This is a genomic window from Bacillus sp. SIMBA_074 (assembly GCF_046534555.1).
Taxonomy (GTDB): Bacteria; Bacillota; Bacilli; order Bacillales; family Bacillaceae_G; genus Bacillus_A; species Bacillus_A mycoides.
Map to the genome: position 1 here is coordinate 1 of NZ_JAWRYM010000020.1, position 26,007 is coordinate 26,007.

At 35.7% G+C, this 26,007-nt stretch carries 19 protein-coding genes and 2 pseudogenes; 2 read left to right on the forward strand and 19 right to left on the reverse strand.

The window, feature by feature from the left end:
- Positions 1 to 99: 99 nt before the first annotated feature.
- From aiiA to SB773_RS19700, 4 genes are all read right to left on the reverse strand, one after another.
- The gene (gene aiiA, locus SB773_RS19685; protein ID WP_131245382.1) at positions 100 to 852 is read right to left on the reverse strand and encodes a quorum-quenching N-acyl homoserine lactonase AiiA; all 753 of its coding nucleotides are present in this window, start codon (positions 850 to 852) and stop codon (positions 100 to 102) included.
- Positions 853 to 1,274: 422 nt separating this feature from the next.
- Positions 1,275 to 2,147 (reverse strand): DUF4097 family beta strand repeat-containing protein, encoded by an 873-nt coding sequence (locus SB773_RS19690; RefSeq protein WP_215576505.1) that lies wholly within the window; start codon positions 2,145 to 2,147, stop codon positions 1,275 to 1,277.
- Positions 2,137 to 2,700, reverse strand: coding sequence for an HAAS signaling domain-containing protein (locus SB773_RS19695; protein WP_131245380.1), 564 nt, complete (start codon positions 2,698 to 2,700; stop codon positions 2,137 to 2,139). The genes SB773_RS19690 and SB773_RS19695 overlap by 11 nt, the downstream gene beginning before the upstream one ends.
- Positions 2,687 to 3,016 carry a PadR family transcriptional regulator gene (locus SB773_RS19700; RefSeq protein WP_131245379.1) on the reverse strand — a complete coding sequence of 110 codons (330 nt, stop codon included), beginning with the start codon at positions 3,014 to 3,016 and terminating at the stop codon, positions 2,687 to 2,689. The genes SB773_RS19695 and SB773_RS19700 overlap by 14 nt, the downstream gene beginning before the upstream one ends.
- Before the next feature lie 306 nt (positions 3,017 to 3,322).
- Between SB773_RS19700 and SB773_RS19705 the strand changes: the two genes are divergently transcribed.
- Positions 3,323 to 4,342, forward strand: a complete 1,020-nt coding sequence (locus SB773_RS19705; RefSeq protein ID WP_410591583.1) for a zinc-binding alcohol dehydrogenase family protein — start codon at positions 3,323 to 3,325, stop codon at positions 4,340 to 4,342.
- Positions 4,343 to 4,391: 49 nt separating this feature from the next.
- On the opposite strand, the gene SB773_RS19710 is transcribed toward SB773_RS19705, so the two are convergent.
- Entirely contained in the window at positions 4,392 to 5,783 is a 1,392-nt protein-coding gene (locus SB773_RS19710; RefSeq protein ID WP_410591585.1) for an amino acid permease, read from the reverse strand.
- Positions 5,784 to 6,359: 576 nt separating this feature from the next.
- Between SB773_RS19710 and SB773_RS19715 the strand changes: the two are divergent.
- A pseudogene (locus SB773_RS19715) lies at positions 6,360 to 6,458 on the forward strand (YjcZ family sporulation protein); the annotation flags it as partial.
- A gap of 249 nt (positions 6,459 to 6,707) precedes the next feature.
- Here SB773_RS19715 and SB773_RS19720 read toward each other — a convergent pair.
- From SB773_RS19720 to SB773_RS19785, 14 genes and pseudogenes are all read right to left on the reverse strand, one after another.
- Positions 6,708 to 9,017: a binary toxin-like calcium binding domain-containing protein gene (locus tag SB773_RS19720; protein ID WP_131245376.1), complete on the reverse strand. Its 2,310-nt coding sequence runs from the start codon at positions 9,015 to 9,017 to the stop codon at positions 6,708 to 6,710.
- Positions 9,018 to 9,347: 330 nt separating this feature from the next.
- On the reverse strand, positions 9,348 to 9,560 hold the full coding sequence (locus SB773_RS19725) for a hypothetical protein (protein WP_131245375.1): 213 nt from the start codon (positions 9,558 to 9,560) through the stop codon (positions 9,348 to 9,350).
- 451 nt (positions 9,561 to 10,011) lie between these two features.
- Positions 10,012 to 11,070 carry a sensor histidine kinase gene (locus SB773_RS19730; RefSeq protein WP_410591588.1) on the reverse strand — a complete coding sequence of 353 codons (1,059 nt, stop codon included), beginning with the start codon at positions 11,068 to 11,070 and terminating at the stop codon, positions 10,012 to 10,014.
- Positions 11,067 to 11,780, reverse strand: a complete 714-nt coding sequence (locus SB773_RS19735) for a response regulator transcription factor (RefSeq protein WP_410591590.1) — start codon at positions 11,778 to 11,780, stop codon at positions 11,067 to 11,069. Before SB773_RS19735 ends, SB773_RS19730 begins: the two co-directional genes overlap by 4 nt.
- Positions 11,781 to 12,282: 502 nt before the next feature.
- A complete protein-coding gene (locus SB773_RS19740) occupies positions 12,283 to 14,052 on the reverse strand; it encodes an ATP-binding protein (RefSeq protein WP_410591595.1) in 1,770 nt (589 codons plus the stop codon).
- A 168-nt stretch (positions 14,053 to 14,220) separates the two neighbouring features.
- Positions 14,221 to 14,307, reverse strand: a pseudogene (locus SB773_RS19745) (IS6 family transposase); the annotation flags it as partial.
- Between the two features lie 691 nt (positions 14,308 to 14,998).
- The gene (locus tag SB773_RS19750; RefSeq protein ID WP_410591597.1) at positions 14,999 to 16,198 is read right to left on the reverse strand and encodes a multidrug effflux MFS transporter; all 1,200 of its coding nucleotides are present in this window, start codon (positions 16,196 to 16,198) and stop codon (positions 14,999 to 15,001) included.
- Positions 16,199 to 16,554: 356 nt separating this feature from the next.
- The gene (locus tag SB773_RS19755) at positions 16,555 to 18,174 is read right to left on the reverse strand and encodes an amidohydrolase (RefSeq protein ID WP_410591599.1); all 1,620 of its coding nucleotides are present in this window, start codon (positions 18,172 to 18,174) and stop codon (positions 16,555 to 16,557) included.
- A 107-nt stretch (positions 18,175 to 18,281) separates the two neighbouring features.
- Complete coding sequence (locus SB773_RS19760) at positions 18,282 to 19,637, reverse strand: aspartate aminotransferase family protein (protein ID WP_410591601.1); 1,356 nt, start codon at positions 19,635 to 19,637, stop codon at positions 18,282 to 18,284.
- 30 nt (positions 19,638 to 19,667) lie between these two features.
- Positions 19,668 to 21,128 carry a CoA-acylating methylmalonate-semialdehyde dehydrogenase gene (locus SB773_RS19765; protein ID WP_410591603.1) on the reverse strand — a complete coding sequence of 487 codons (1,461 nt, stop codon included), beginning with the start codon at positions 21,126 to 21,128 and terminating at the stop codon, positions 19,668 to 19,670.
- 175 nt (positions 21,129 to 21,303) lie between these two features.
- Complete coding sequence (locus SB773_RS19770) at positions 21,304 to 21,585, reverse strand: cupin domain-containing protein (protein WP_410591606.1); 282 nt, start codon at positions 21,583 to 21,585, stop codon at positions 21,304 to 21,306.
- 50 nt (positions 21,586 to 21,635) lie between these two features.
- Complete coding sequence (locus tag SB773_RS19775; RefSeq protein WP_215576507.1) at positions 21,636 to 23,054, reverse strand: MATE family efflux transporter; 1,419 nt, start codon at positions 23,052 to 23,054, stop codon at positions 21,636 to 21,638.
- 45 nt (positions 23,055 to 23,099) lie between these two features.
- Positions 23,100 to 24,572, reverse strand: coding sequence for an aldehyde dehydrogenase family protein (locus SB773_RS19780; protein ID WP_410591609.1), 1,473 nt, complete (start codon positions 24,570 to 24,572; stop codon positions 23,100 to 23,102).
- A gap of 13 nt (positions 24,573 to 24,585) precedes the next feature.
- A complete protein-coding gene (locus tag SB773_RS19785) occupies positions 24,586 to 25,872 on the reverse strand; it encodes an NAD(P)/FAD-dependent oxidoreductase (RefSeq protein ID WP_002128397.1) in 1,287 nt (428 codons plus the stop codon).
- Positions 25,873 to 26,007: the final 135 nt, after the last annotated feature.

A 26,007-nucleotide genomic window follows, 5' to 3' on the forward strand; every position in this document is an offset into this window, starting at 1 on the left:
TTCTTTTGAAGAAAATTTAGCCATAAAAAATGCACCTCCAATTGTTAGACCGTGTCTAACAATTGGGGTGCACTTCACTAGGCCCATGACTTTTTCTATTTATATATATTCAGGGAACACTTTACAACTCTTTTCCTGCTCTATATCATGTCCAAAGAAAACAATTGGGTTCTCTTTCCTAACAACTTCTTTTAAACGTTTAATTGAAGATAAAGCTAATTCCGAATCAAATCCAGCGAACGGCACTTCATCTTCAAAATTTTCTTTCCTATACGATGCATCTATCGTTAATAACACTGGGCCAGAGTTCTCTGTCTCAATGAATAGTGACTGATGCCCCGGAGTATGTCCTGGTGTATACAATAATTGAACTCCTGGTACGACTTCATAATCCCCTTCAATGATCTTGTATTTCAAATTCGGCAATATACATTCTTTCATATATTCTTCACTATGTTGTGCCGCCTCGTATTCAGCACGCTGCACAATAATCGGTGTATTTGTAAAAGCACCATTTCCTCCTGCATGATCAAAATGTAAGTGAGAACTAATAATATACAGAAGGTCTTCCGGCTCATAACCAACGCGTTTTAAAATATTCACGATTCTATCTTCTTCCGTCATTTTCGGTAAAATCTGTCCTTCAACAAATGTACCGTTAAAAAGGCCTTCATTATTAATCGCACTTTCTGGCATACCTGTATCTACTAAAATAGGTCCTTCTTCAGTCTCCAAAAGATAACACCAAACCGGTAAGTCTAATAATTTTCCTGGTGTTAATGTACTGTTAACAGACGAATGATCCAACATACAACGACCTGCTGGGACGAAATAAAGCTTCTTTACTGTCATTATGTATCCACCTTTACAAATAATTTAGGATAAAACAATACTATATTTCGCTTATGAGAAATAAACTCCTTCTCACCTTTCATTATTTCAACTATTATCTTTTCAATTGTTCACAACTTTTCATTCCAAATCCAGTGATACTGGAAAGCCTATGCAGAAATCCAATCTTCCTTTAACTATATAAGATAAAAGTATCACTTTTTCTTATAATAACACTTCCGTTCTCTGAAAACAGAATATATTTGATATTTTTATATAATTGATCAAGTCGTCGAAACCAAGACGTTAAAACGAACTTTGGACATAAAATAACCGACTACCTACATGTTTTAAAAAAGGAGTCGGCTATTTTGCTTATTTATTATTGATTTGCATGCTCTTTATATGTGATGAGCGAAAATTCCCAAGATTAATATGCTACTTTAGTTTCCATGCTTTTTCACTGAAATACTTCCGTTATGTGTGTTTAATTTAATTTGATTTTCTCCCTTCCCAATAACTGCATTTCCATTATATTTATTCAAGATATTCGCTTTTCCATTGTCGACAGAGACATTAAATTGAACATTAGTTGGTTCTTTTTCAGTTTCAATATTAATCTTGCCATTGTGAGTCGTAAAATTGAGATTTCGATCAAGTTCATTTGTTTTAAGAGAAAGACTTCCGTTTTTAGATTGCCCTTCTAGTTCACCTTCAACATGATCTAGCATTATTCGTCCATTATTCGATTTCACATGAATATTTTGCGCCGTTATATCTTTAAAGTCCATACTTCCATTATTTGTTTCCGCATTAATTTTTTGCGAATTGATCTCTCTTAATTCAACACGCCCATTGCTTGTATTGATATCAAAATGCGTTGTATTTTGTTGTTTTGCAGAAACGTAACCATTGTTATTGGAAATTTTTAATGAATCATATTGTTTTTCAGGCAGATAGACATTTAATGTTAATGGGACCAATACTTCAGAAATGTTGAAGTTGAACCAACTCTGTTGTTTTTCTTTGTAAGAAATGAGAAGCGTTGAATCTTTTTCATCCGTAGCTAATGTTCTTTCTATGTTAGGATTAACTTCCCCATCTAATGTTACTTTCATGTTACTTTCTGTTGTAGGATTGATGTTAACACGCACGTTATTCGTATCGATAATGACGCTTGACACATTATTATTGTTAATGACCTTTTCTTCTGAAATTGGTACTGTGGCAATTGAACGATAAGTGAATAGACTTCCCACAATCCCAATAATGAAAATAATACCTGCAATGATTGAAAGTTTCTTTTTATTTATCATGCTTAAAACCACCTTTTACTAGTGCTATATTGAACTTTAAATAACGAACAAATCCATTCTTTGCTAGCTTCGTTAAAAATAACATAGCAATTACAATGAAATATCCAAGTCCACAAAGTGCTAAAGAAACGAAAAGATTAAATAGCAAGAATGTATTTGGATGTATAATAGTGTCAACTAGAACAAGTAATGGTGAACCTAAAAATGAGATTCCTAGAACCCATCCTGAAAAAATCAATGCCGCTAATGTAATTGCAGGTCCAAGCACGATTAACAAATTGAAAAAACCTAATCCAATTACTGCCCAAATTGCCCGAAAAACATTTCCTGTTGTTGCACTTGCTGTTACTTTCTCAATATGATAATCTGCTAATAACTCTTTGGCGATTTGAGCTGGAGAACCTAATGAAGCTACAATTTCTTCTTCACTTTTCCCTTCCTCTAATCCGAAAGTAAAATGTTCTTCATAATCTTTTAAAATATCTGCACGCTCTTTTTCAGATAATTTTTTTAGAGATGCATTTAATTGTTGTAAAAATTTATTTTTCGTCATTACGTACACCTTCTTTTATTAATTGATTGACACCTTGCGAAAACTCATTCCATTCCTCCAAAAGTTGATACAAATACGTTCTACCTTTATCCGTCAGTTTATAATACTTCCTTGAAGGCCCTTCTGAAGACTCCTGTAAATACGTTGTAAAATATTCTTCTTTAGTTAATCTACGAAGTAGAGGATAAACAGACCCTTCTGATATTTCAATTTGATTGGAAATACTTCGAACTAATTCATACCCATAACGGTCTTTCTTATCAAGTAAGACAAGAACACAAAGTTCTAAAACTCCTTTTTTAAATTGTACATTCAATATTCATTCACCCTATTCTAATTAGCATTTACTACTGTTTATTGTTTAGTACTGTTTTATAATAAGTAACTACAAGTATAATATAACACTTGGTATTATTCATTGCAAGGTACACTGGAAAAATAAGTATACCTTGCATCCAACGCCTTATAAAATCAAAACGATGGCTCCTCTCCAGTTACAAAGTTCTAAATGAGGCTGAAACAGGCCTTTAACAAAATGGAAAGGACTCAACTTTTTTACATAATGACACTTTACCTACTATAATAAAAGAGAAAAACTCTTACTTTAATGGAGGGAATAAAAATGAAAGCAATTGGTTTACATGAATACTTACCTATTGAAGAAGAAAACAGTTTAATTGATATTGAAGTTGAAAGACCTGTTGCCACAGGAAGAGATATACTTGTTAAAATTAACGCTATTTCCGTTAATCCAGTTGATACAAAAGTTCGATCTCCGAAAGATAAAAAAGAAGATATAGCAAAAATACTTGGCTGGGATGCTAGTGGTATTGTCGTACAAACTGGCAAAGGTTGTACATTATTTAGAGAAGGCGATGAAGTATTTTACGCTGGAAGCATTACGAGACAAGGTACATACAGTGAATACCATTTAGTTGATGAAAGAATTGTTGGTAAAAAACCAAAAACGTTAAGTGATGCTGAATCTGCAGCACTTCCTTTAACAGCCATTACCGCATGGGAAGGTTTGTTTGAACGGTTAGGGATTGATTATAATAAGAAAGATGAAAATTCATTTAAAAACATTTTAATTATCGGCGGAGCTGGTGGTGTTGGCTCGATTGCTATTCAGTTAGCTAAATGGGCTGGACTAAACGTAATCGCAACTGCATCCCGCAACGAAACCATACAATGGGTTGAAAAATTCGGTGCCGATTATATAGTTAATCATCACCAACCTTTAAAAGATCAACTATTAGAATTTGGGCTAAAAGATGTAGATTATATCTTCTGCTTAAACAATACTGATCAGCATTGGCACGCGATGGGTGACATCATTAAACCACAAGGTAAAATTTGCTCTATCGTAGAAAATGAGCACCCTCTTGAGATGGGGATTTTAAAAAATAAAAGTGCCACATTCGTTTGGGAGTTTATGTTTACAAAAGCGATGTATGAAACTGGTGATATGAGTACTCAGCACGAACTATTAAATAAAGTAAGCGAGCTATTAGATGAAGGTATTCTTCAAACTACTTTAAATGATACGTTAACACCAATTAATGCAGAAAATCTTAAAAAGGCACATGCATTGCTTGAGAGTGGACGTACAATTGGGAAGATTGTATTAGAGAAATTTTAATAACAAAAAGTCCGATTTCTAAATAAGAAATCGGACTTTTTTATTACCTTTATTTACTTGAAATCTCTTGATCATTTTGAACGTCTAACGGAGCTCGCTTCCCTATTCCGAAAGCATAGAAACTAATTGTTACGATAGCTAAGAAAACAATACCTACAATTAGTGAAATACGTGTATCATCGTTAAACCACATTCCGATTAATACCATAATTAAAAAGGCTATCGTTAAATAGTTTGTAACAGGAGCAAATGGCATTTTGAACGGATGATCTTTCATCTCTGCTCCCTTTTCTTTTCTAAAACGAATTTGACTAATTAAAATGACAAACCATGGTACCATACCAGGAAGTACACTCGCACTATATACATATACGAATAAGTTTTTTGGTGCAATATAACTTAAAACAACACCAAACGCTAGACCGATAATTACACCAACTGTACCGAATAAAGGTACACCGTTATTAGAGATCTTCGTAAAGTATTTCGGTGCTTGTCCATTTACACCTAGTGTATAAAGCATACGTCCAGCACTATAAATACCACTGTTACAACCAGACAATGCGGCTGTAATAACAACGAAGTTAATAAGTCCCGCAGCTGCCGTAATACCAACTTTCGCAAAAGTTGCTACGAACGGACTACCAATTGAACTTAATTGATCCCAAGGATAAACAGTTACAATAACGAAAATAGCACCAATATAGAAAATTAGAATACGCCAAATTGTACTTTGAATTGCTCTAGTAAGTGTCTTCTTCGGATCTTTCGCTTCACCAGCAGTAATCCCGATTAATTCCACACCTTGATATGCTCCAACTACAAGTGATAAGGCAAAGAAGAATCCGGAAAAACCACCTGTGAAGAAACCACCATTTTTCCATAGATTAGATATGCCAATTGCTTCTCCCCCGTTCCCAATTCCGAAGAAAATGAGACCGAATCCGGCAATAATCATTAATAAAATCGTAACGATTTTAATCATCGCAAACCAAAATTCAAATTCACCAAATGATTTAACTGAAATTAAGTTAGCCGCACCAAGAATAACCATCGCGATAACACCTGGTATCCAAGCTGGTAAATCCGGGAACCAATATTTCATATACGCTCCAACTGCGATAATCTCTGACATCCCAACGATAACCCACTGGAACCAGTTACTCCACGCTGTCATATAACCAGCTAGCGGATGAATATACTTGTGGCCAAATGTCGCAAATGAACCTGTACTTGGCTCCATATACAACATTTCTCCCATGGCACGCATAATGAAGAAGATAAAAATACCTGCAATCGCATAGGCAAGCATTACTGACGGACCTGTCCATTTAATCGTGCTGGCTGACCCCATAAACAAACCAACACCAATCGTTCCGCCTAAAGCGATCATTTGAATATGACGTGCTTCTAAGCCCCTTTTCAATTCTTTGTTTGCCACTTCATTTCCCCCTCTTAGATGATTCATAGCCGCATTTAAAGTAAGATGGTGTACCCTAATTCCTCTTCGGCTTGAAAATGATGAAACAAACGTCATTTTAGACTAACTTTAAAGCTATCCTAAAATCTTATTTTGCCTCTTATGAAATTTCCAAAACCTCTCATCTTCCTACTTTATATAAAACTTAAAATTGCTTATTTTATAATAATTCATTTATCTGAAAAATACAATTACTTTTTATGGAAGATTGTTATATACAAATCGCATGCAATTCATTACTATACTAGTAACCAAAAACATATATTCAATATTATTGAAAAATAAATATTTTTTTCCAAAATTATCTATTAAATAATAAATAAACTATTACAACGCATTTTTATTCAACAAAACCTTAACTGTCTCTCCTCTGTAAACTCCTTTTCGCTCGCTAACTTTATTCCTGCACATTGTTTTTCTTTAATTATTTCTCAAAGGACCTGCTCATTCATCATTAAAAAGCATAAAGTAACGTAAACCCGTTAAAACAAAAGAGTGACACAATGTTTTCCCCTCTTACGTAAAGGAGGAAGTATTATGGGATATGGTGGTAGTTGCGGTGGAGGCTGTGGTTTTGGTGGCGGATTCGCCTTACTAGTTGTGCTCTTTATCTTATTAATCATAGTTGGAGCTAGTTGCAGCGGATTCAGCTGCAAAAAAAAGACACTCTCGAGAGTGTCTTTTTTTATGCATTCATCTTAAATTATATTACTACTTATATTATTTTAAGTATTACCATACTAGGTTTCGCTACATATCCATCAGGCAAATAAATTCAAATCACCCGAAACGAGAAGATTAGCATCTCCAACAGAAAGATTTGATATCTTTATAACCTTATATATCCCCACCCATATAAACAGGGAACATATACCGCATCATTCTTTACTTAACACTTTCTAATTCCCATTGGTGATAATTACCCGGTGAAGTTGTATGTTCAGATCTTAAAACACGCTCACCAGCACCTACAAGCGGTGCAATACCATTATCTGCAACAGAACTAGTCCACTGATTTTCTCTTGATGTTATATAATTAGAATCAGATTTTATATAGAAGTTCTTCTGATTAGTAAGCTTGTCTAATTTAATAGTAGATTTATTGTGTTCAGTATCTAACCAACTATAGTCATAACCATTTCCAATGTTTAAATACTTATAATTACTATGACTACTATTCGTAAACTTCATAAACACTTCTTCATCTTTTTTGAATGGTTCTTCCGGTCTAGATTTACCTTTTCTTTCAAGTATTACTGGTGTTGCTTGAACGTCTGGTCCATGTATTGCTTGTTGGATAGGACCGAGTCTCAATCCATCCCAATTATTCCCCTTAAGTGAAAAGTGTACATATCTCCCATTAATTGATTGGCTTAAAGTACCGGCGCTCCAAGATTCGTTTACACCGTTAGCGAAGTTAGTAGCTGACTTCAAATAATACTGTTTTCCTTCTACTATAGCTTCTCCGGAATTATCTACTACTATTTTATCGATAGCGTCTAGATAGCTTTTATTTGAAACAAGAGGCGTGGAAACTTCAGTTTTATTGTCTTTTACATCAATTAATTCAAACCTAGCGTGAGATTCTCCAAGAGATGCACGGTTAACTGCTATGTCTACAGGTTCATTTTCTTTAGATTCATATACATTTGAATTCTGATTTCGAACTAATGTTACCTTTTGGCTCTCACCTTTTTTATTACGAACCGTAACAAAGATTTCTTTATTTAAATTAAATATACCTGGTATAACCGAAGCATAAATCTTTTTCTTGCTATAATCATAACTGCTATATGATAGAGTTGGTTGTAGTGCGCGGTGATCAAAGAAACCAAGATTCACACCTCGTTCTAAAAGAGAACGATTTGGACCATAACGAACTAGATTTTCTTTTGGCTGACCATTTACAATATGCTTCGCTACCCAAGCCCCCTTGCCTATCCCGCTATTTTCAAAAAATTCGTCCAGTGAAAGATTATAATCAACGCTAGCAGGTTTTGTTTTGTCCGTTCTTGGTGTATACACTCTAAATTTTGGTATAGAACCCAAATTTGTTTCTACTAATGTAGTAGAAGCATTTACATTTGATGCAAAATGCGACCAATCACCTAAATTTTCAAACTTTCCATCTTTCATTGTATATACATTCATTGTACTGGTAGGCAAGACCTCAATAGAAAGAGGTGCCCCTTGTTCTACCGCTTTTAATTCATCTAATGTTAGAGAAATTTTCACATCCGCTTGACCTTCTACACTATCCATCAGAATTTCAGTTTTATTGTTTCCGCCTTTTGCTGTAGTTAACAAGTTGGCTTTATAACGATCTTGTGTCGCCTTAACAGTATTAATAATTTTATTACCTAATCGAATGTTAAAGTGAGGTGAAACATCCCCAGCAGATGCTGTACCCGTGTTTTTATATTCTAAATGGAAGCGCACATTTGCTGCTTTAGCTAAATCAACAGTTGTTGCTGTTGACCAATCAAAGCTATTAGAGATGCTTTCTGTTTCCGTTTTTGTATTAGAGTAACCATATCCTACATTTAACGATCCTTTTCCTGAAGGTACAGGACCCACTGCCGATCCCTCGGCGCCGCCTTCAACCGCTAAACCAACATTAAAAGAATGTTGTACAGATAGACTTTTTTCCCAGCTCTTAGTACGTGATTCACCATTTGAATCTGTAATACTAGCAACCGGAGTAATATCGATACGTTTTACAGCAATTTGTAGATTTGGCACATTCGCGATCATGGGGTTAAAATCTGTATCAGAATCACTATCATAATGCTCCACTTCATAGCTATCTGTAAAAGGGTCTCCATCTGAGTTGGCACTCTTAGGATTTGTTATAAATCTCTTTTTCCCAAAGTCTTGCACTAAGTCATATAACTGGGCTTCATTTTTCCCTGTCTTTTCATTAAATACAATTTTAAATCCTTTTTCTTCCACATCATTAGGAATACCATCCTCGTCCCAATCATTATTTTTCTGAGGCTCTTCCATAATCATGATTCCTTTTTTTCCAGAATCACCAAAGATAATATTCTGTCCTTCCTTTAGATTAGTATCTTCTTTAAAGGTTTCCACTTTTCCGCCTTGTTCAGGCTTTGTTTCAGCTAAAGCAGGGGATGTTATCGTCAATGCCATAGTTAAACTACTTACTGCACCAAGTATTGGCTTTAATTTTTTCATCTTAGTTTTCCTCCATATTTCCTATACGTGTTTGAACATCTACTAGTAAGATTGATTTCATAATATCTCACAAGTCTTTCATTTCCCTTTCGCAAATGTTACAAAAGTCTTTCACAAATCTTTTTTTACTTTATTGATATAAAGGGTCCCGTTGCAGAATTTCTTAACATATAGAAAGGTGAGAAAATTGCAGAAACAAATTTTATAAATTATTTCCTAACCATACAAAAAGGCAGTTTTACTTTGCTATTTAACAAATTGTAAATCTGATAGGTGACAAAAATAAAAGGAACACAACTTTTTTAAAGTTGTGTTCCTTTTATTGATAAACTATTTAATTATAAAAGATAAAATCCCTATAATTACACATGCAATTCCGCTTAAGAATTGTCCCAGCCCCGCTGTTTCTCCTAAAATAAAGAAATTAAAAATATTTTTTCTTGTTTGTGTTTTCCCTATAAATGCTTCATCCGTTTTCATTCTATATATACCCCATATTACTAAGACTACGCCAAAAAGTATAAATAATAATTTTAAAATCATCGTATAGTTACCTCTGTTCAATATATTTTTTATGTATGTGATTCCATTTTTTATTCTATAAAGGCAGTTTTAAAATAAGGTTCCTTTTTCCATGCCTCTTTATTTTTCTAGTACATCTGAACGAACTAGTATTTAATCATCTGTTTTAATTACATCTGTTGAAATTAAATTTTTCTTCTGGCTCCTATGCATTTTTAATATTTAATGACGGGTTTTCTTTTTCAACAGAAGTGATTGCACTAAAAAATGCTAAAGCTGCGGGAGTTACTTTTTTTCATTTGATCCATTTTATTTCTCCCTCCCTTTCATCATATCTACAAAATTGCAAAAGATGAAATTATACTTATACTTTTCACTTCAGATTAAAATATAATCACCTTCGATACAGTAATCTTATTCTATATATCTTTCAATTTCCTTTCATAAATGTTACAAAAGTCTTTCAACCGCCTCATTTCTTTTCTGATGTAACGGGAAGTGTAAACCAAAATTCACATCCCTGTTTTCCGTCTTGGCGGTCCCGAACACCAATTTGTCCTTTATGCAGTTCAACTAGCGATTTTGCAATGGCTAAACCAAGTCCAGAACCTCCAGATTGTGAACTTCTTGATGGATCCGTTCTAAAGAAACGGTCAAATATACGCAATTGATCATCTCGAGAAATCCCTTCCCCTTCATCACACAAAATGAATTGAACTTGTTGCTTCTGTTTATTTCCCTCTACAATTAATTCGATTGTTCCACATGTAGGAGAATGCCGAATCGCGTTATGCAACAAATTATTGATAACTCGCGCTATTTTACATGGCATAATCCAAATTCGTGGTAATGTCTCAGAAACGTGCAATTGCAAATCAATCTCTTTATCTTGTAATAAGATATCATGTGAATCTATTACTTTTAATAAAATGCTATCTACATGTATTAAACTTGGATAAAAAACTTCTTGTCCAAGTTCTAACTTAGAAAGGTCAAATAAATCATTAATTAATCCACTTAATCGTTGTATGTCATTTAGAATTGTCTTTAAATATTGTTGTTTCATATTAGGATCTTCAATTAATCCATCTTGTAACGCTTCTATCATCAACTGTACGCTAGCCATGGGAGTTCGTAAGTCATGGGAAATATTCGCAATCAGCTCTGTACGCGCTTTTTCTCCTTTTTCTAACTTAGCAAAGCTTTCGTCCAATTTTTTGGCCATTTCTTGAAAAGCTTCTGCTAATTCTTTAAACTCTTCCGGTTCTTTCCCTATTATGTACATCGTTCCAAATTGTCTATCACTAAATTGTTTGGTTAAGGCAATTAAATTTTGAATAGATCTCATAATAGGACGTGTCATTAACCAGTAAATAATTGTAGAAATAATCATCGCTACAATTACTATTACTATTAATAAACGTGTCTGTTCTGGTCTAAGTAACATTTGCCTTTCACTGTACCATATAGAAATTACCATGATACCCGTGCTTAATAGATTCATCAATAAAAGTTGATTTCGTAACTTCATTTATCGTTTCCTCCATCTGGTTCAAAACAATAACCGATGCCCCAAACCGTATGAACCCAACGGTTCTTTATTGTAGGCTTCTCCAATTTCTCACGTAAACGACTCATTAATACAGTTACTGCATTTGTGCAACCTTCATACTCAAATCCCCAAATTTGTTCAAGAAGTTGAGACCTTGAAAACACCTGTTTAGGATGTTTTGCCATGAGATAAAGCACCTCAAACTCTTTCACCGTTAACTCTATTTCATATTGACAAACAAATACACTTCTTTTCGTTGGATCAATTTTCAAATCTGGAAACTCTATCATTCCTGATGTAGGCTCTATTCCTTGAATTGTTACTTGACTTCCTCTTCTTAATATAATTTGTACCCTTAATACTAATTCACGAGGTGAAAAGGGTTTTGTTACATAATCATCCGCTCCCATTGTTAATCCTAAAATCCGTTCTCTTTCTTCTCCTCTCGCAGTTAACATAATAATAGGTACATTGGAATGTTGGCGAATTTCCTCACATAGTTCCCATCCATCTTTTTCTGGCATCATCAAATCTAAAATAATTAGATCAGGTTGAAATTGTTGAAATATATTCCATCCTTCTGTTCCGTTCACAGCAGTGCATACTTCATACCCTTCTCTTTCTAGGTACCGTTTACATATCTCTCGTATATTATCTTCATCTTCTATAATTGCAATTTTTGTTTTCATACATTAAATCTCCTCTGCTCCTTCATCCATGGCGAATGATATAAAATCAATATGCGTAAATTCATCTTATTTTATATACATTGCATTTTTCTTTCGAAAATATAACAAAACCCTTTCACAACTATCATAAAAAATTATCACTCAAGTAAAAAAGTTTCTTTTTCTATAGCCGAGAAAAAGAAACTTTTCACTTTTAAAACATACATGCAACTTAACCTAAATGGTATTTAGAGCGACCTTCTTTTCCCTAAATTAACTTTTTTATCTTTTATTACATCATGAATTATCAATCTAACTTATTAAGTAAATTTTGAAAGAATCCTTTTACTTCATGCATAAAATGTAACGTCTAATAAAATTAGGAGTTGTACTTCAAATTCAAGTTAAATTATCCCTATTAAATCCATTTTTCTTTGCCTGATCAAATCACTTCAGACTCCCTATGTTTCTACAAGATAATAGTTTGATTTTTCATTTTCAGAGATTTATTTGCTAGTTATGATTACATGTTATTTGTACTAGCATCACCAACTGAGTCACCGTTATAAATTGGGAAAAATAGAGTAACAGTAGTTCCTTTCCCAACTTGACTTTTTATACTTATTTTTCCACCATGACTTTCAATGATTCGATAACTCATCATAAGCCCAACACCCGTCCCTTTTTCTTTTGTACTATAAAAAGGTTCACCTAGTCTTTTAATTCTTTCTGAAGGAATACCTATTCCTTTATCTAAAATACTAATCTTAACCTCGGTACTCTTATGTTTTTTCACGCTTATAATGATTTCTTGACCATTTTGTATAGCCTCAATAGAATTTTGTAAAATACTATAGAAAACTTGTTTTAATTGAATTTCGCTACACTCAACTAATAAGTTTTCAGCATCCACATTTAATGTAATACGAATATTCTTCATTATTGCTTGTGTACTTATTAAATCGACTACATTATCTAATATAGTACAAAGGTTTTTAGGCTCAAATACTGCCGCATTCGGTTTTGCAATAGATAAAAATTCTTGAAGAACTGTTTCAATACTACTAATTTCAGAAAGTATTAGGCTTAAATATTCTTTATCCTCCCCCACTTCCTGTTGCAATAATTGCATGAACCCTTTAATTACTGTTAATGGGTTACGAACTTTATGAGCAATCCCAGCTGCCAATTGCCCTACTGCATTAAGGGTATCTGATTTCTTTAATAACTCCGTCGTTATTTTACGCTCTGTAATATCACGTACAATAATCATAATTTTATCCTCAAAAAGCGGTAAAAGTCTTGCTTCAAAATAATAAATTTCATCATCTAGTTGTAGAGAATAATCTATTAATACTGGAGCGGACGAAGTTTTTATTTGATTAATAGCCTTCTCAAATTGCTTTATGATAGGAACTGGTAATATCTCTTGGAATTTCTTCCCTATAAATTCTTCAATTGGAACATAAAATTTGGATACAGAATTAACTTTACAATCCTTAATGGTCCCATCAAGTTCTGACAAAAAATACAAATCAGGAATTGCTTTAAAAATTAATTCTAGTTCATTCGAGGTTTGTTTAAGTTTCTCTTCCATCCTCTTACGCTTAGTTATATCAATTCCAATTGCTCCTACATTCCATCCTAAAGTTGGGATACTATGTAAAATATTGGACCACATAATAGTTTTTATCTCACCGTTTTTACATGTGATATCCATCTCCCAATCTCTAAAATCGTTACGATTAGGTCTATAAGGATGTAGCAATTGCATCGCTTTTGGATTGTTAATTATTTCATCTGCATTATATCCAGTTACTAATTCACATTCCCGATTCCACATAATAATATTTCCTTTTTCATCAATTGCATTAATCATAATCGGCATATTTTGTAATATACTATCTAAACAATTTTCTTCATGATTTGTTATCATATTTATTTGGGAATCTTTTTCATGAATTTTTTTAAGGTGTAATTGTTGTGTTGCCATCTCTTCAATTAGATTTGCAATGCATTTAAAATGTTTTATATGAGAATCCGCAATAACTCCTTTATTAATACTTGAGCCTATAACAAAGGTTGCTATATGCTCCTGCTCAATAATGATCGGAATATGCATTTCTTGGGACGATTGGATTTTTGGATTATGAAAAAAAGGGGCGCCTTTGGAAAATATAACATTTTGATTATTATCAAGGAGACAGAATGGAACTTTAGTTAAATTATAAAATTGCTCTGTTATATTCTTAAACTCGTTTATATTTATAAGATCTTTAAGTGTGTATTTCATTATTTAACCCATCTCCTTTATATTTACTATATCTTTAAGACTCCCAATATAAATTTTCCAACTAGAAACAATAAACAATTCCCTATTACAATGATGGATTCGTTCTGAAATACCCTAAGATCAACCGCATACTTGTATAGAGTAATAATACAAAGGTTTAAACTATAAAAAGGGCCGCAAAGCTTTCTTAAAAAAACGCTCTGCGGCCTTATGCTTTCTTGTTTCACCTAAATAAAAATCAATTGTATTTCTTTCTTAATCAACGGCACGCTATAAATAAATCTATTATCTTCTTACTTTTATATAAACTATTTAATTCTAAATCATACTGATAAACCTAGTTTATAATCATTGTACAAACAAAAAATAATCTATATTTCCCTATTATCTTTACTAATTTTAATAGTTACAAACTAAGCAATTACAACGTTGCATCATCCCTATCAAATCTCAAAATCTTATGTATCAAAATGAGCATAAATTTTTGATTAATAATGTTTTCATTTAAATGCTATTGGTTTATTCATACTATTTCCCTTTATGTGTAGATTCATAACATGAGTATGTCCAAGTTTGATAATACATTTTTATTCACCAAATTTTTTGTCCCCTCCTAAAGACATTTTTTCATGCTCTCCTCCGTAATATAAGTCTATTTTGATAACAAAAATAGCTTTTGTAACTTTTGTAACTGATTTTGTAATTAATGAAACCAAACGAAAACGAAACATAAACCAAGCATAAACCAAACGTAGAACAAACACAGGCCAATACCAGGTTTTATATAAAATCTTATATCCCCCCACATGGCAACTATATTCACAATTTATTGTAGATGATAAAAAACAGTTGCTAAAAAAATCTCTTGTTTGATAAATAAAATTTGTAAAACTGTAGTACTAAAAGAGAGTCTCATTTTTCAATGAGACTCTCTTTTTTTATATACTTAAACAGAATTTTCAGCTCTATCATTCAAAATACATACTCGAGTGAAAACTACCATAATTACTACAATAACTAAAAAATATAGAGGCATGACAACTAAAGAACCTGTATGAAGCTGGCTCATTCCCCAAATCGTCACCGTCACTAGTATATAATAGCCTAGGCTAAATAAGGCACCTGCTGTACCAATGACGTCCTGAAAATCTACTAATGCTAAACTTAAACAGTTAGGTAATGCTACCCCAATTCCTAATAGCAATATAAACATCGCTACTAAAAATCCAATCATATATATTATGTTAGGATTTAATCCAACAAACGTAATAACAGATAAAATGACTGCTCCCCCTGTCATTACAATACTACCTATATATATGATTTTCTCCGGTTTATAAATAGGCAGTAACCGTTTTGAAACTTTCGCTCCAATAATAGAAGCAGACGCAACTACAATTCCTAGAAATCCGTACATACTAGGTGATAACTGAAAGTATTCAATAAAGATAAACGGCGCTTCTGCGTAGTAGCTAAATAAAACACCATTCGTTCCTCCAATCAATAGACCGTATGTTACTACTTTCGGATTTGTAATTAATCTTTTTAACACTGAAAACACATTTATTTTGTCCGTTACTGTGTCCGTTTTTGTTTCCGGAAGAGAAACAAAAGTATACAGCAAAATTCCAACACTCATAACTACTAAACTTAAAAACACCATTTTAAATCCAAACATTTGATCAAGAAAACCACCAATTAACGGACCTATCGCTGGTGTAAAGGCAATGACTGCCGAAATTTGAGCAAACATAACATGACGTTTATGCCCCTCTACACTTTCACGAAGAATCGTTTGTGTCACAACTGAACCAGCACTTGCTCCAAATGCTTGAATAAAACGACTAAACAATAAAAATTCAATAGAATTTGCAATATAGCATAAGAAACTTCCAGCGCCATATACTACAATTCCAAATAACATTGCTGGGCGACGACCAATTATATCTGATAACCATCCAATAAAAAATACACCTAAAGCAAATCCAGCAAAATAAACACTAAGCGTTAACTGTACCTCATTATTACTTACGTGCAACGCCTTTGAAATATCCGGTAAAGACGGTGTGTAAATTGTTTCACTAATTTGCGGAAATGCCACCAGAATGATCATTAACCAAAGTGATGGTACTGAGACTTTTTTCACTTTTAATACCCTCCTATAACTTTGAAAATCTCAGAAATGAATAGACTTTCTTAGCTACGGAACAGGAGGGGCCATTATAGAAATTCGATCATAAAACAACAAAGAAAACACCTCAATTACGCATGTTAATACTTATAGGAGGGTAATATTAACATTGATTTTACAATATAGTCTTTCAATTATATGATAGGTTGTGTTCGTTTTCTAGTGTTCATAATCTGAATATTTGTTAGTAGACGCATATCCTTTCAATTCTCTTGGAAAATTAATACGATTTGAAAAGCGCAACTAAACAACTGAAACGCCCCTTCAATTGTTAAAATCATTCTCACAATTGAAGGGGCGTTTTTTTATTGCTACATTTTCACTGATTGTTCTTTTTGATAGATAATTTCACCATCAATAATTGTTGTTTCTACTTTTAAATCTTTAATTTGGTTTGGATTGACACTTAAAATGCTGTCATTTAATATAACTAAATCCGCCAGTTTTCCGACCTCTATGCTTCCTTTTATCTCTTCTTCAAAACTCGCATAAGCACCATTCCATGTGTATAGTTTAATAGCTTCCATTACGCTTATAGATTGATTAGCACCAACCTCTATTCCAGACTTAGTTTTTCTATTGACAGCAACATGAATTCCTAATAAAGGATTATAGTCAGTAACTGGTGCATCCGAACTACCTGCTGCAATGATACCACGATCAATAAAATCACGAGCAGCGTACATGTGATTAACACGATCACCATAATGCCGGATATATATCTCTCCAAATTCATATGGAAATGGAGGATTTGGAATAGGAATCATCTCGAGTTTTTTCATTCGCTCTTGTAAATCTGGTGAAGAAATTCCCGCGTGCTCGATCCGATGACGGTGATTTTTTCTTGGTGATTCCTCTAGCGCCCTTTCTACACAATTTAAATACATTTCAATGGCTTTATCACCTTGTGCATGTACAGTGATTTGATAACCTTTTTTATGCGCTTCACCTAAAACCTTATAGATTTCTTCCTCACTATAATAAAGAATGCCGTAATTGTTAGGGTCACTTGAATATGACTTACGGGTTGCAATTGTAGGCCCCGTGCTACTTCCATCTGTAAACAATTTAGCCGGTCCAACTTTGAATCTCTCATCTCCGGTACCAGTTATCACACCAGCTTCGACCATTTTATTAACAAATTCATGAGAGTTATTTATTTGACATATCATTGCATATATTCGGACACGAATATCCCTACTCTTCACAGCTCGTTGTAGTAAACGAAAACTCTCCGGTCCATCTCCACCTGCGTCATGTATACTTGTTATGCCAGCTGCAACGAAATGATCTGATGCAATTTTCACAGCCTTCATCATTTCACTTTCTGTATAACTTGCAACCTCGCTCATACTCATATTTGCTGCTTCAATTAACTTTCCTGTAAGCCTTCCTGCCTGATTCTTTTCAATAACTCCCCCACTCGTATCCGGTGTGTTCTCGTTAATTTGCGCAATTTCTAATGCTTTACTGTTCACCACGCTTATGTGGTGACAAGTACGAGTTATAATAATAGGGTGTTCAACTGAAATTTCATCCAACTCAGTAATTGTTGGATAACGCTTTTCCTTCACAGCGGTTTCATTAAAGCCCCAAGCACGTATCCATTCACCTTTTGGCGTCTCTAGGGCCTTCTTTTTCAGATCATCTAACAAAGCATCGATAGAATCAATATGTTCAGCTTTACAACTGACAGCCAACTGATTTAGCCCATGAGAAATGAGGTGAAGATGGGAATCAATGAATCCAGGAAGAAGCGTTTTCCCTTGCAGGTCAATTACATCCGTGTTTTCTCCTATAAAACTCTTAACCTCCTGATTTAAGCCAACAACTACGATATGATTATCTTTTATTGCTACAGCTTCGACTACTGTATTCTTTTGGTCTACTGTAATAACTTCTCCATTTATCAATACAACATCAGCTTTCATACACTCAACCCTTTCGGAATTACTCTTTTCGAGTAATTCATTCAGTATTTAAAGTTACATCTCCTAATAGGCTCATCCGCTTTTTAACAAGATTTATCAATAATTAATTAAAGTTGAGCTAAACATTCTTTCATTGTTTTAACGATAAAAGTAAAGTCTTCCTCTGTGATGCTTAATGGAGGTGCAAGCTGCAAAATATTATTGTAACCTGCAACAGTGTCACCATTTTTACCAATAATTAGACCTTTTTCTTTACAAGCATTGATGACTTTGTTCATCTTTTCAATGGAAGCCGGTTCTTTTGTTTGCTTATCTTCCACTAGTTCAATGCCTAAAAGAAGGCCCTTTCCGCGAACATCCCCTACGTTTGGATGCTCTTTTACATCCTCTAGCTCATATAACAGTCGTTCACCCAATTCTTTGGAACGTTCAATGAGTTTCTCATTCTCCATAATTTCTAAATTCTTCAAAGCTAAAGCGCAAGCAGCAGGATTTCCTCCGAACGTATTTACATGGCGGAAGCGATCGTAATCATCACTACCTACGAATGCCTCATAAACCTCTCGTCTAACTGCTGTTGCTGACAAAGGAAGATACGCACTTGTAATACCTTTTGCCATTGTAATGATATCTGGTTTGACGCCATAATTCATAAATCCAAACGGCTTCCCTGTTCGTCCAAATCCACATATAACTTCATCACAAATGAGCAACGCACAGTGCTTCTCACAAATTTCTTTTACTTTTTCCATATATCCATTAGGAGGCATTAAAATTCCGCCCCCGGTAATAATTGGCTCCATAATCACACCGGCTACTGTTTGGCTTAACTCCCATGTCATGACACGATCGATTTCATTAGCACTTGCCAGTGTATGGACATCATCTGGATTTCGATACGTATCCGGCGGTGCTACATGCAGGAATCCTTGCCCGAGTGGTTCATATTTATACTTTCGCTGTGCTTGACCTGTTGCTGCAAGAGCTCCCATTGAGTTACCGTGATAAGCGCGGTAGCGGGAAATAAACTTATAGCGTCCATGATCACCTTTTTGTTGATGATATTGACGAGCAATTTTAAACGCTGTTTCATTCGCTTCCGATCCACTGTTAGAAAAGAAAATGACGTATTCATCATCAAGCCATTCATTCAATTTTTCTGCTAATTTAATAGCAGGAACATGACTTTGAGTCAGAGGGAAATACGGCATTTCTTCAAGCTGTTCAAACGCCGCTCTTGCAAGCTCTTTTCGACCATACCCAACATTCACGCACCAAAGACCGGACATACCGTCTAAATAACGGTTTCCATCAATATCCGTCACCCATGCCCCTTCTGCTTTTGTGATAATTAAATTCGTTGGACTAGGGGCTGCTCCTCTCATCGCATGCCAAAGGTACTTTTCATCTGTTTTTTTCAAACTTTGTGTTTGCTCCGTCGCTTGCACACTCACCAGCTCCATTCTATCTTTTTATGGTTTTACATCACGCTTTCAATAACGAGCCGTAAGCATTTTCTTGCGAGTATAGAATTCTACGCCATCTTTTCCATTTGCATGGAGATCACCATAGAAAGATTTCTTATAACCTGAGAACGGGAAGAATGCCATTGGAGCAGGAACTCCAAGATTAACCCCAAGCATACCTGCATCAATTTCTTCACGGAATTCACGAATAGCTTTCGCGCTATTTGTGTACAGACATGCACCATTTGCGAATGGCGATGCATTAGCAACATGAATCGCTTCCATCAAGTCTTTTACGCGTACAATAGAAAGAACCGGTGCGAAAATTTCATCTTGCCAGATTTTCATTTCCTGTGTCACATTGTCAAAAATCGTTGGGCCAACAAAATAACCTTGGCTGTTTGCTACATCGTCTTCACGTCCGTCACGAATAAGTGTCGCTCCCTGCTCTACACCGGATTGAATGTATCCGAGTGTCCGCTCTTTATGTCCTTCACGAATAACAGGACCAAGGAAAACACCTTCTTCCAGACCATTACCAATCGTAATTGCATTAGCCTCTTGAAGCAGTCTATTAACGAGCTCATCTGCAACGTCTTCTTCCACGACAACAACAGCCGCTGCCATGCATCGTTCACCAGCTGAACCGAAGGCAGCACTTGTAATTTCTTTCACTGTAGAACTAAGGTCCGCATCTTTTAATACGATCGAATGATTTTTTGCCCCTGCAAGAGCTTGTACACGTTTACCGTTAGCTGCTGCTGTTTTATATATATACTCAGCCACAGGTTGAGAACCAACGAAAGATACAGCTTTCACATCCTCATTGTCAAGAATGCCGTTAACGACGTCATGTGCACCATGCACAATATTTAGTACTCCATCTGGAAGACCTGCTTCTTTAAACAGTTCAGCTATGCGATTAGCCAATAGCGGTGTTCTTTCAGATGGTTTTAATACAAATGTATTCCCGCATGCAATCGCGAGTGGAAACATCCAGCATGGCACCATCATCGGAAAGTTAAATGGCGTTATTCCTGCGATTACTCCGATCGGATAACGATACATCCCTGATTCAACACCAGTAGCAATATCGGGAAGTTGCTCTCCCATCATTAAAGTGGGTGCGCCTGCGGCAAATTCAACACATTCAATCCCCCGCTGCACTTCACCGTATGCTTCCTTATAACTTTTTCCGTTTTCCAAGGTTACGAGTTTAGCTAACTCTTCCCAGTTTTCAATCAATAGCTGTTGATAGCGAAATAGAATCCGAGCACGCCGAGGCACAGCGACCTTTCTCCATGCTTTGAATGCTTCTTTCGCAGTTGCTACAGCTCTATCTAAATCTTCTTTAGTCGAAAGAGGCACACGAGCAATAATCTCTCCTGTTGCTGGATTTGGTACATCTTCAACTTGCTTACTTGTGGATTCTATCCATTGTCCGCCAATATAATTTTTCAACGTTTGTACATTTTTCATTACTACCATGGTGAAGCCTCCTATTTTAAGATAACCGTCCTATGTTATCGCCCCTGAAAAGAAAGCGCATTCATTTGACGGTATGTAAACTTATTTACATACATTTCTTCAACATTATTAATCTTATTCATTGAATACGCAGGAGCAGTCATCTGCTTAGCATTTGTCCACTCCCCAGTTCACATTATTTCAGATGGATCTCATGGTTCATCTTATAATTCTTTTTCAAAAATACTGGGCAATCCCATTCACAAACAAGGTCCTTAGCCAAGGAAACGATCCAGTCCTTTGTAATATGATACTTTTCCCCATCAACAGTAATAAACACTTCACCATCTGTCACATAGAAAACTTCCTGCTCTTCTACATGCCACGTTCCTTTATTCGGTTCGCCTACCCACGTTTCCCATGCGTTGGCACCTAGTTGCTCTGCTTCTTCTGCTGTAAGTTTTTTCGCAAAAAACATGACAATCCTCTCTCTTTCTCTTTCTTATTGGTAATTTTGAAGGAATAAGTCTATAAATCTACTGTCTTAACATTTGTATTTTTTAAACGTTTAAACTCTTTTTTCATAAAGTATATGGCAATGAGAACACCTGGAATTTCTGCAGCAGGAGCAGCGTACCATACACCTTCTACACCCCAGTATTTCGGGAAAATAAATAGAAACGGTAACATGAACAACAATATTTTGCTTACACTAATAAACGTTGCGGACCAGTTTCTCTCTTGCGATTCGAAATAACCGGAGATAAGCAGGCTAACTGCACTAAGCGTAAACAAACAATTGAATACAACTGTCGTCCAAATGCCCAGTTTTTGCAATTCAGGATTACCACCGGAAAAAAATGACACAATTGGATCTGCAAAAATGACTAGTATGGCTGTCACGATTACAAAGAAGGAAACTGTAAAAATGAGTCCCATCTTAATTGCTTGTTTCACACGATCAAGGTTGCCCGCACCGTAATTATAACTAATAATCGGTTGAAGCCCTGTCATCCCACCAAGCGCTGCTAAGGCGAGGAGATTTGTAATGTAACCGTTTTGAATCGTGAAAGCTGCAACGTGCAGACCACCACCGTAGCTTTGCAGTAAGTTGTTGGTGAAAATAATTGCAATAAACATCATGAACTGACTCGAGAAAGATGCAAAGCCCGTCCAAACCACTTCACCAATCTTCTTGAGATTAATCATCATATCTTTCATTTTTGGCTTAAGTTTTGTTTTACCAAACCAGAAATAAAAGATTAGGAGAACAGGAATCGATTGCGAAATCGTATTAGCCCATGAAGAACCCATCATCCCCATGTCATACTTCACTACCATAATCCATTCCATAGTCCCAGCAACAACCGCTGCGACTAACCAACTGTTCATTGATAATATAGGCTTTTCATCGATATTAGCTAAAATACTTAATACAACGGCCAATATCGTTAATGGCAACGAAATCCATAGCAGTCGGCTATATTGCACCGCATACGGAAGTGCTTCATCACTTGCTCCGAATAAAATCATAATATCATTTTCAAAGACCAACCCAAGTATAGCTAACAAAGAAGACAGGAAAAGAGTAAACCATAAAGTTTGTCCCATAATACTTCTAGCTTCTTCGATTTTCCCTTTCCCCAGTCGAAGTGAAATGACCGCTCCGGCTCCCACACCTAAAAGAACACCAATCATACGGGTAATAACCATGACCGTAAATCCAATTCCGATCCCTTCGACTTCCAGCTCCTGAAAGCCACTGACGAAATAGCCATCAACAACCGATACAACTCCTAAAATTACGTTAGCCATAATTCCCGCTAAAGCAAACCGTAAATATAGTAACGGAATACTTTTGGTTCCTAGCAATGAATCATCCACCGGCTTATTCATTACTTCTGGTTGCTCTATTTTTGATGACGGACCGTTGTCCACTATTTTCATGAGCATATCCCCTTATAAATAATTTATATAGCACGTTTTGCTCAATTAATTTGCATACCACCCTACCGGATTTGCATGCTGGTGGATATTGATTTGCTTCGTTTCCATAAAGTGCTCCAGTCCGGCAACACCTAACGCTCTGCCGATGCCACTTTGCTTATACCCTCCCCAAGGACCTTCCACATAAGCGAGATGATAACTATTAATCCAAGTAATTCCCGCACGCAATTTACTAATGACACGTTTTGCCAGGTCCATATCTTCCGTAAATACAGCACCGGCTAATCCATAAATAGAATCATTCGCTTTTTGGATGGCATCTTCCTCATCTTTAAATTTCTGTACAACAAGGACTGGGCCAAAAATCTCTTCCTTCACAATACACATATTCTCATTTACATCAGCAAAGATTGTTGGTGCAATGAAAAACCCTCGATCAAGCCCATTTTCTGTTAAGCGCTTACCACCACAAACTAATTTTGCACCTTCTTCGATTCCTCTCTGAATATAATGTAAAACTTCATTCATATGAGACTCGTTTGTGAGCGCTCCCATTTCAATATTCTCACTTTCCCCGTTGCCAACTACAATTTTGTTCGCACGCTCGGCCAATCTTTCAACAAACTTATCATAAATAGTCTCTTGTACAAGTAAACGAGATGCAGCTGAACAAACTTGCCCAGCGTTGTGGAAAATACCAAACATCGCATTATCGACTGCGGTTTCAAAATCCACATCGTCGAACACAATAAGTGGAGATTTACCACCTAGTTCAAGTGTGATTTTTTTCATATTGCCTGCAGCTGCGCGCATAATACTTTGACCTGTTTTTGTTCCACCAGTAAAGGCAATTTTGTCGACATCATGGCTCTCTGCAAGCTCATTCCCAACCTTTGAACCAGGTCCCAATACTAAGTTTGCTACTCCATCCGGAAGTCCAACCTCTTCGATAATTTCAAATAATTTGAATACGCTTACAGGAGTGACGTCAGCAGGCTTAATTACAATTGTATTCCCTGCGGCAAGTGCAGGAGCAATTTGCCAAACAGCTAACATAAGCGGGAAATTCCAAGGTACAATAAGTCCACAAACACCAATCGGTTCATGAATAATAATCGTTTCTGAAGCATCAGCACGAGTGTAAGATTCCTTTTTCATACCTTTAATCAAGTCAGCATAATAGCGGAAGCATTGAATCGATACAGGAATATCTACATAGGTTGTTGCACGGATAACCTTACCGTTATTTGCAGTTTCCAAACGGGCAATTTCAGCTGTATTCTCTTCAAGACGGTCTGCAATCTTATATAGATAGTCAGCTCTTTCATCAGCCGATAAATCCGACCAGATCCCGCTATCAAACGCTTTACGAGCCGCCTTAATTGCTATCTTCGCATCATCTGCTGATCCATGAGCAGACGTTGCGATAACCTCTTCGGTTGCAGGATTGATAATGTTTCGTCTAGCACCCGATAATGCTTCTACCCATTTCCCGTCAATGAACATGTTAATTTTCATAAACACCTCTCCTTTACGCGATAATATCTACCAGTTTGAAACCAATATGTGCTATATTGACCAGCATCGTTTTCTGATTATAGAATGGGAATGATTTAAGGCGTTCTTTTTCAAATCGATATCCACCTGCACTCCCCGTAACGATCCATTGTGCCAATAACTTACCAAACAATGTCGAGAGAGACGCGCCATGTCCCGTATAACCCGTTGCAAAATATGCGCCTTCTTTGGACCTACCGATAACGGGGAACGTATCAATTGTAACCCCGATAAATCCACCCCACCTGTAATCAATCTTGCTTCCTTCTAGTTTTGGCATTATTTTAACCATGGCATCGTAAACATTTTGATAAACAGCATCACCTAAGTTTGGACGAATATCGCCACCGCCAAATATGATCCGATTATCTGGTGTACGCCTGAAATAGTAAAGGAAACTGCTTGTATCAAAAACCATGCGATCTTTAGGAATGACGCTATTCACCAATGATTCTGGAAGCTGTTCAGTACCAATAATACGTGCCGAAATTGGCAGTACGCCTTTATTCAATTCAGCCATAATTTTTCCGGAGTAACCATCTGTAGCCACAATAATGTCTTTCGCTGTAACAGTACCTTTTTCTGTAATAACTTTCACACTATTTCGGCCGTACTCAATAGATAGTGCTTTCGAATGCTCAAAGATTTTTGCACCGATCGATTTAGCTGCTTCTCCCAAACCAATTGCATAGTTCAGTGGTTGGAACGAGTAACTCGAGTCGTCGACTAAGCAACCATAATATTGCGGGGAATCAATTTCTTGATGCAACTGACTTCGATTAAGCACGCTACAGTCATATCCAAAATTTTTGTTTAAGTATTCACTTTCAAGTTTCAACCCTTCAAAATGCTTGGCTTTGTAAGCCGCCACAATGTGACCTGTCTTTCTGAAGTTACAGTTGATTTGATGCTCGTCAATAATGTTTTTAACTAATTCAACACTAAGCAGAGAAAGATCGTTAAGCTGCCTCGCCTCTTCGGCACCATACTTCTTGGCAAGCTCCTGCATCGTTGACTTATAGCCTGGCAATACCATCCCGCCGTTGCGACCGCTTGCGCCATATCCGATTGTTTCCTGCTCAAGGACAATGACACTCTTCCCTAACTTTTGCAAATGATATGCAGAAGAAAGACCTGTGAAACCTGCGCCAATAATGACAACATCCGCCTCTTCATTTCCTTCAAGAGGTTTTCCTTTGTCATATCTGTTTGCAGTTGCTGTCCATAGTGAGAGTGTATCCATATGATCCATCTTATCCATAGCTAATCCTTCTCCTTTCGTGACATGTATGTTACAATACAGTCAAAAAATATTCTTAATATTCAAACTTATTGAGTTAATAATATGACTTGGAGTTCCCTCCAAGTCAATAGCCATTTGAGAGTTTTTTGAATT

Bases quoted from the DNA above. Each gene is read 5' to 3' on its own strand.
- aiiA (WP_131245382.1), bottom strand. From the start codon at position 852: ATGACAGTAAAGAAGCTTTATTTCGTCCCAGCAGGTCGTTGTATGTTG.
- SB773_RS19690 (WP_215576505.1), bottom strand. From the start codon at position 2,147: ATGATAAATAAAAAGAAACTTTCAATCATTGCAGGTATTATTTTCATT.
- SB773_RS19695 (WP_131245380.1), bottom strand. From the start codon at position 2,700: ATGACGAAAAATAAATTTTTACAACAATTAAATGCATCTCTAAAAAAA.
- SB773_RS19705 (WP_410591583.1), top strand. From the start codon at position 3,323: ATGAAAGCAATTGGTTTACATGAATACTTACCTATTGAAGAAGAAAAC.
- SB773_RS19720 (WP_131245376.1), bottom strand. From the start codon at position 9,017: ATGAAAAAATTAAAGCCAATACTTGGTGCAGTAAGTAGTTTAACTATG.
- SB773_RS19725 (WP_131245375.1), bottom strand. From the start codon at position 9,560: ATGATTTTAAAATTATTATTTATACTTTTTGGCGTAGTCTTAGTAATA.
- SB773_RS19730 (WP_410591588.1), bottom strand. From the start codon at position 11,070: ATGAAGTTACGAAATCAACTTTTATTGATGAATCTATTAAGCACGGGT.
- SB773_RS19735 (WP_410591590.1), bottom strand. From the start codon at position 11,780: ATGAAAACAAAAATTGCAATTATAGAAGATGAAGATAATATACGAGAG.
- SB773_RS19740 (WP_410591595.1), bottom strand. From the start codon at position 14,052: ATGAAATACACACTTAAAGATCTTATAAATATAAACGAGTTTAAGAAT.
- SB773_RS19755 (WP_410591599.1), bottom strand. From the start codon at position 18,174: ATGAAAGCTGATGTTGTATTGATAAATGGAGAAGTTATTACAGTAGAC.
- SB773_RS19760 (WP_410591601.1), bottom strand. From the start codon at position 19,637: ATGGAGCTGGTGAGTGTGCAAGCGACGGAGCAAACACAAAGTTTGAAA.
- SB773_RS19765 (WP_410591603.1), bottom strand. From the start codon at position 21,128: ATGGTAGTAATGAAAAATGTACAAACGTTGAAAAATTATATTGGCGGA.
- SB773_RS19770 (WP_410591606.1), bottom strand. From the start codon at position 21,585: ATGTTTTTTGCGAAAAAACTTACAGCAGAAGAAGCAGAGCAACTAGGT.
- SB773_RS19775 (WP_215576507.1), bottom strand. From the start codon at position 23,054: ATGAAAATAGTGGACAACGGTCCGTCATCAAAAATAGAGCAACCAGAA.
- SB773_RS19780 (WP_410591609.1), bottom strand. From the start codon at position 24,572: ATGAAAATTAACATGTTCATTGACGGGAAATGGGTAGAAGCATTATCG.
- SB773_RS19785 (WP_002128397.1), bottom strand. From the start codon at position 25,872: ATGGATAAGATGGATCATATGGATACACTCTCACTATGGACAGCAACT.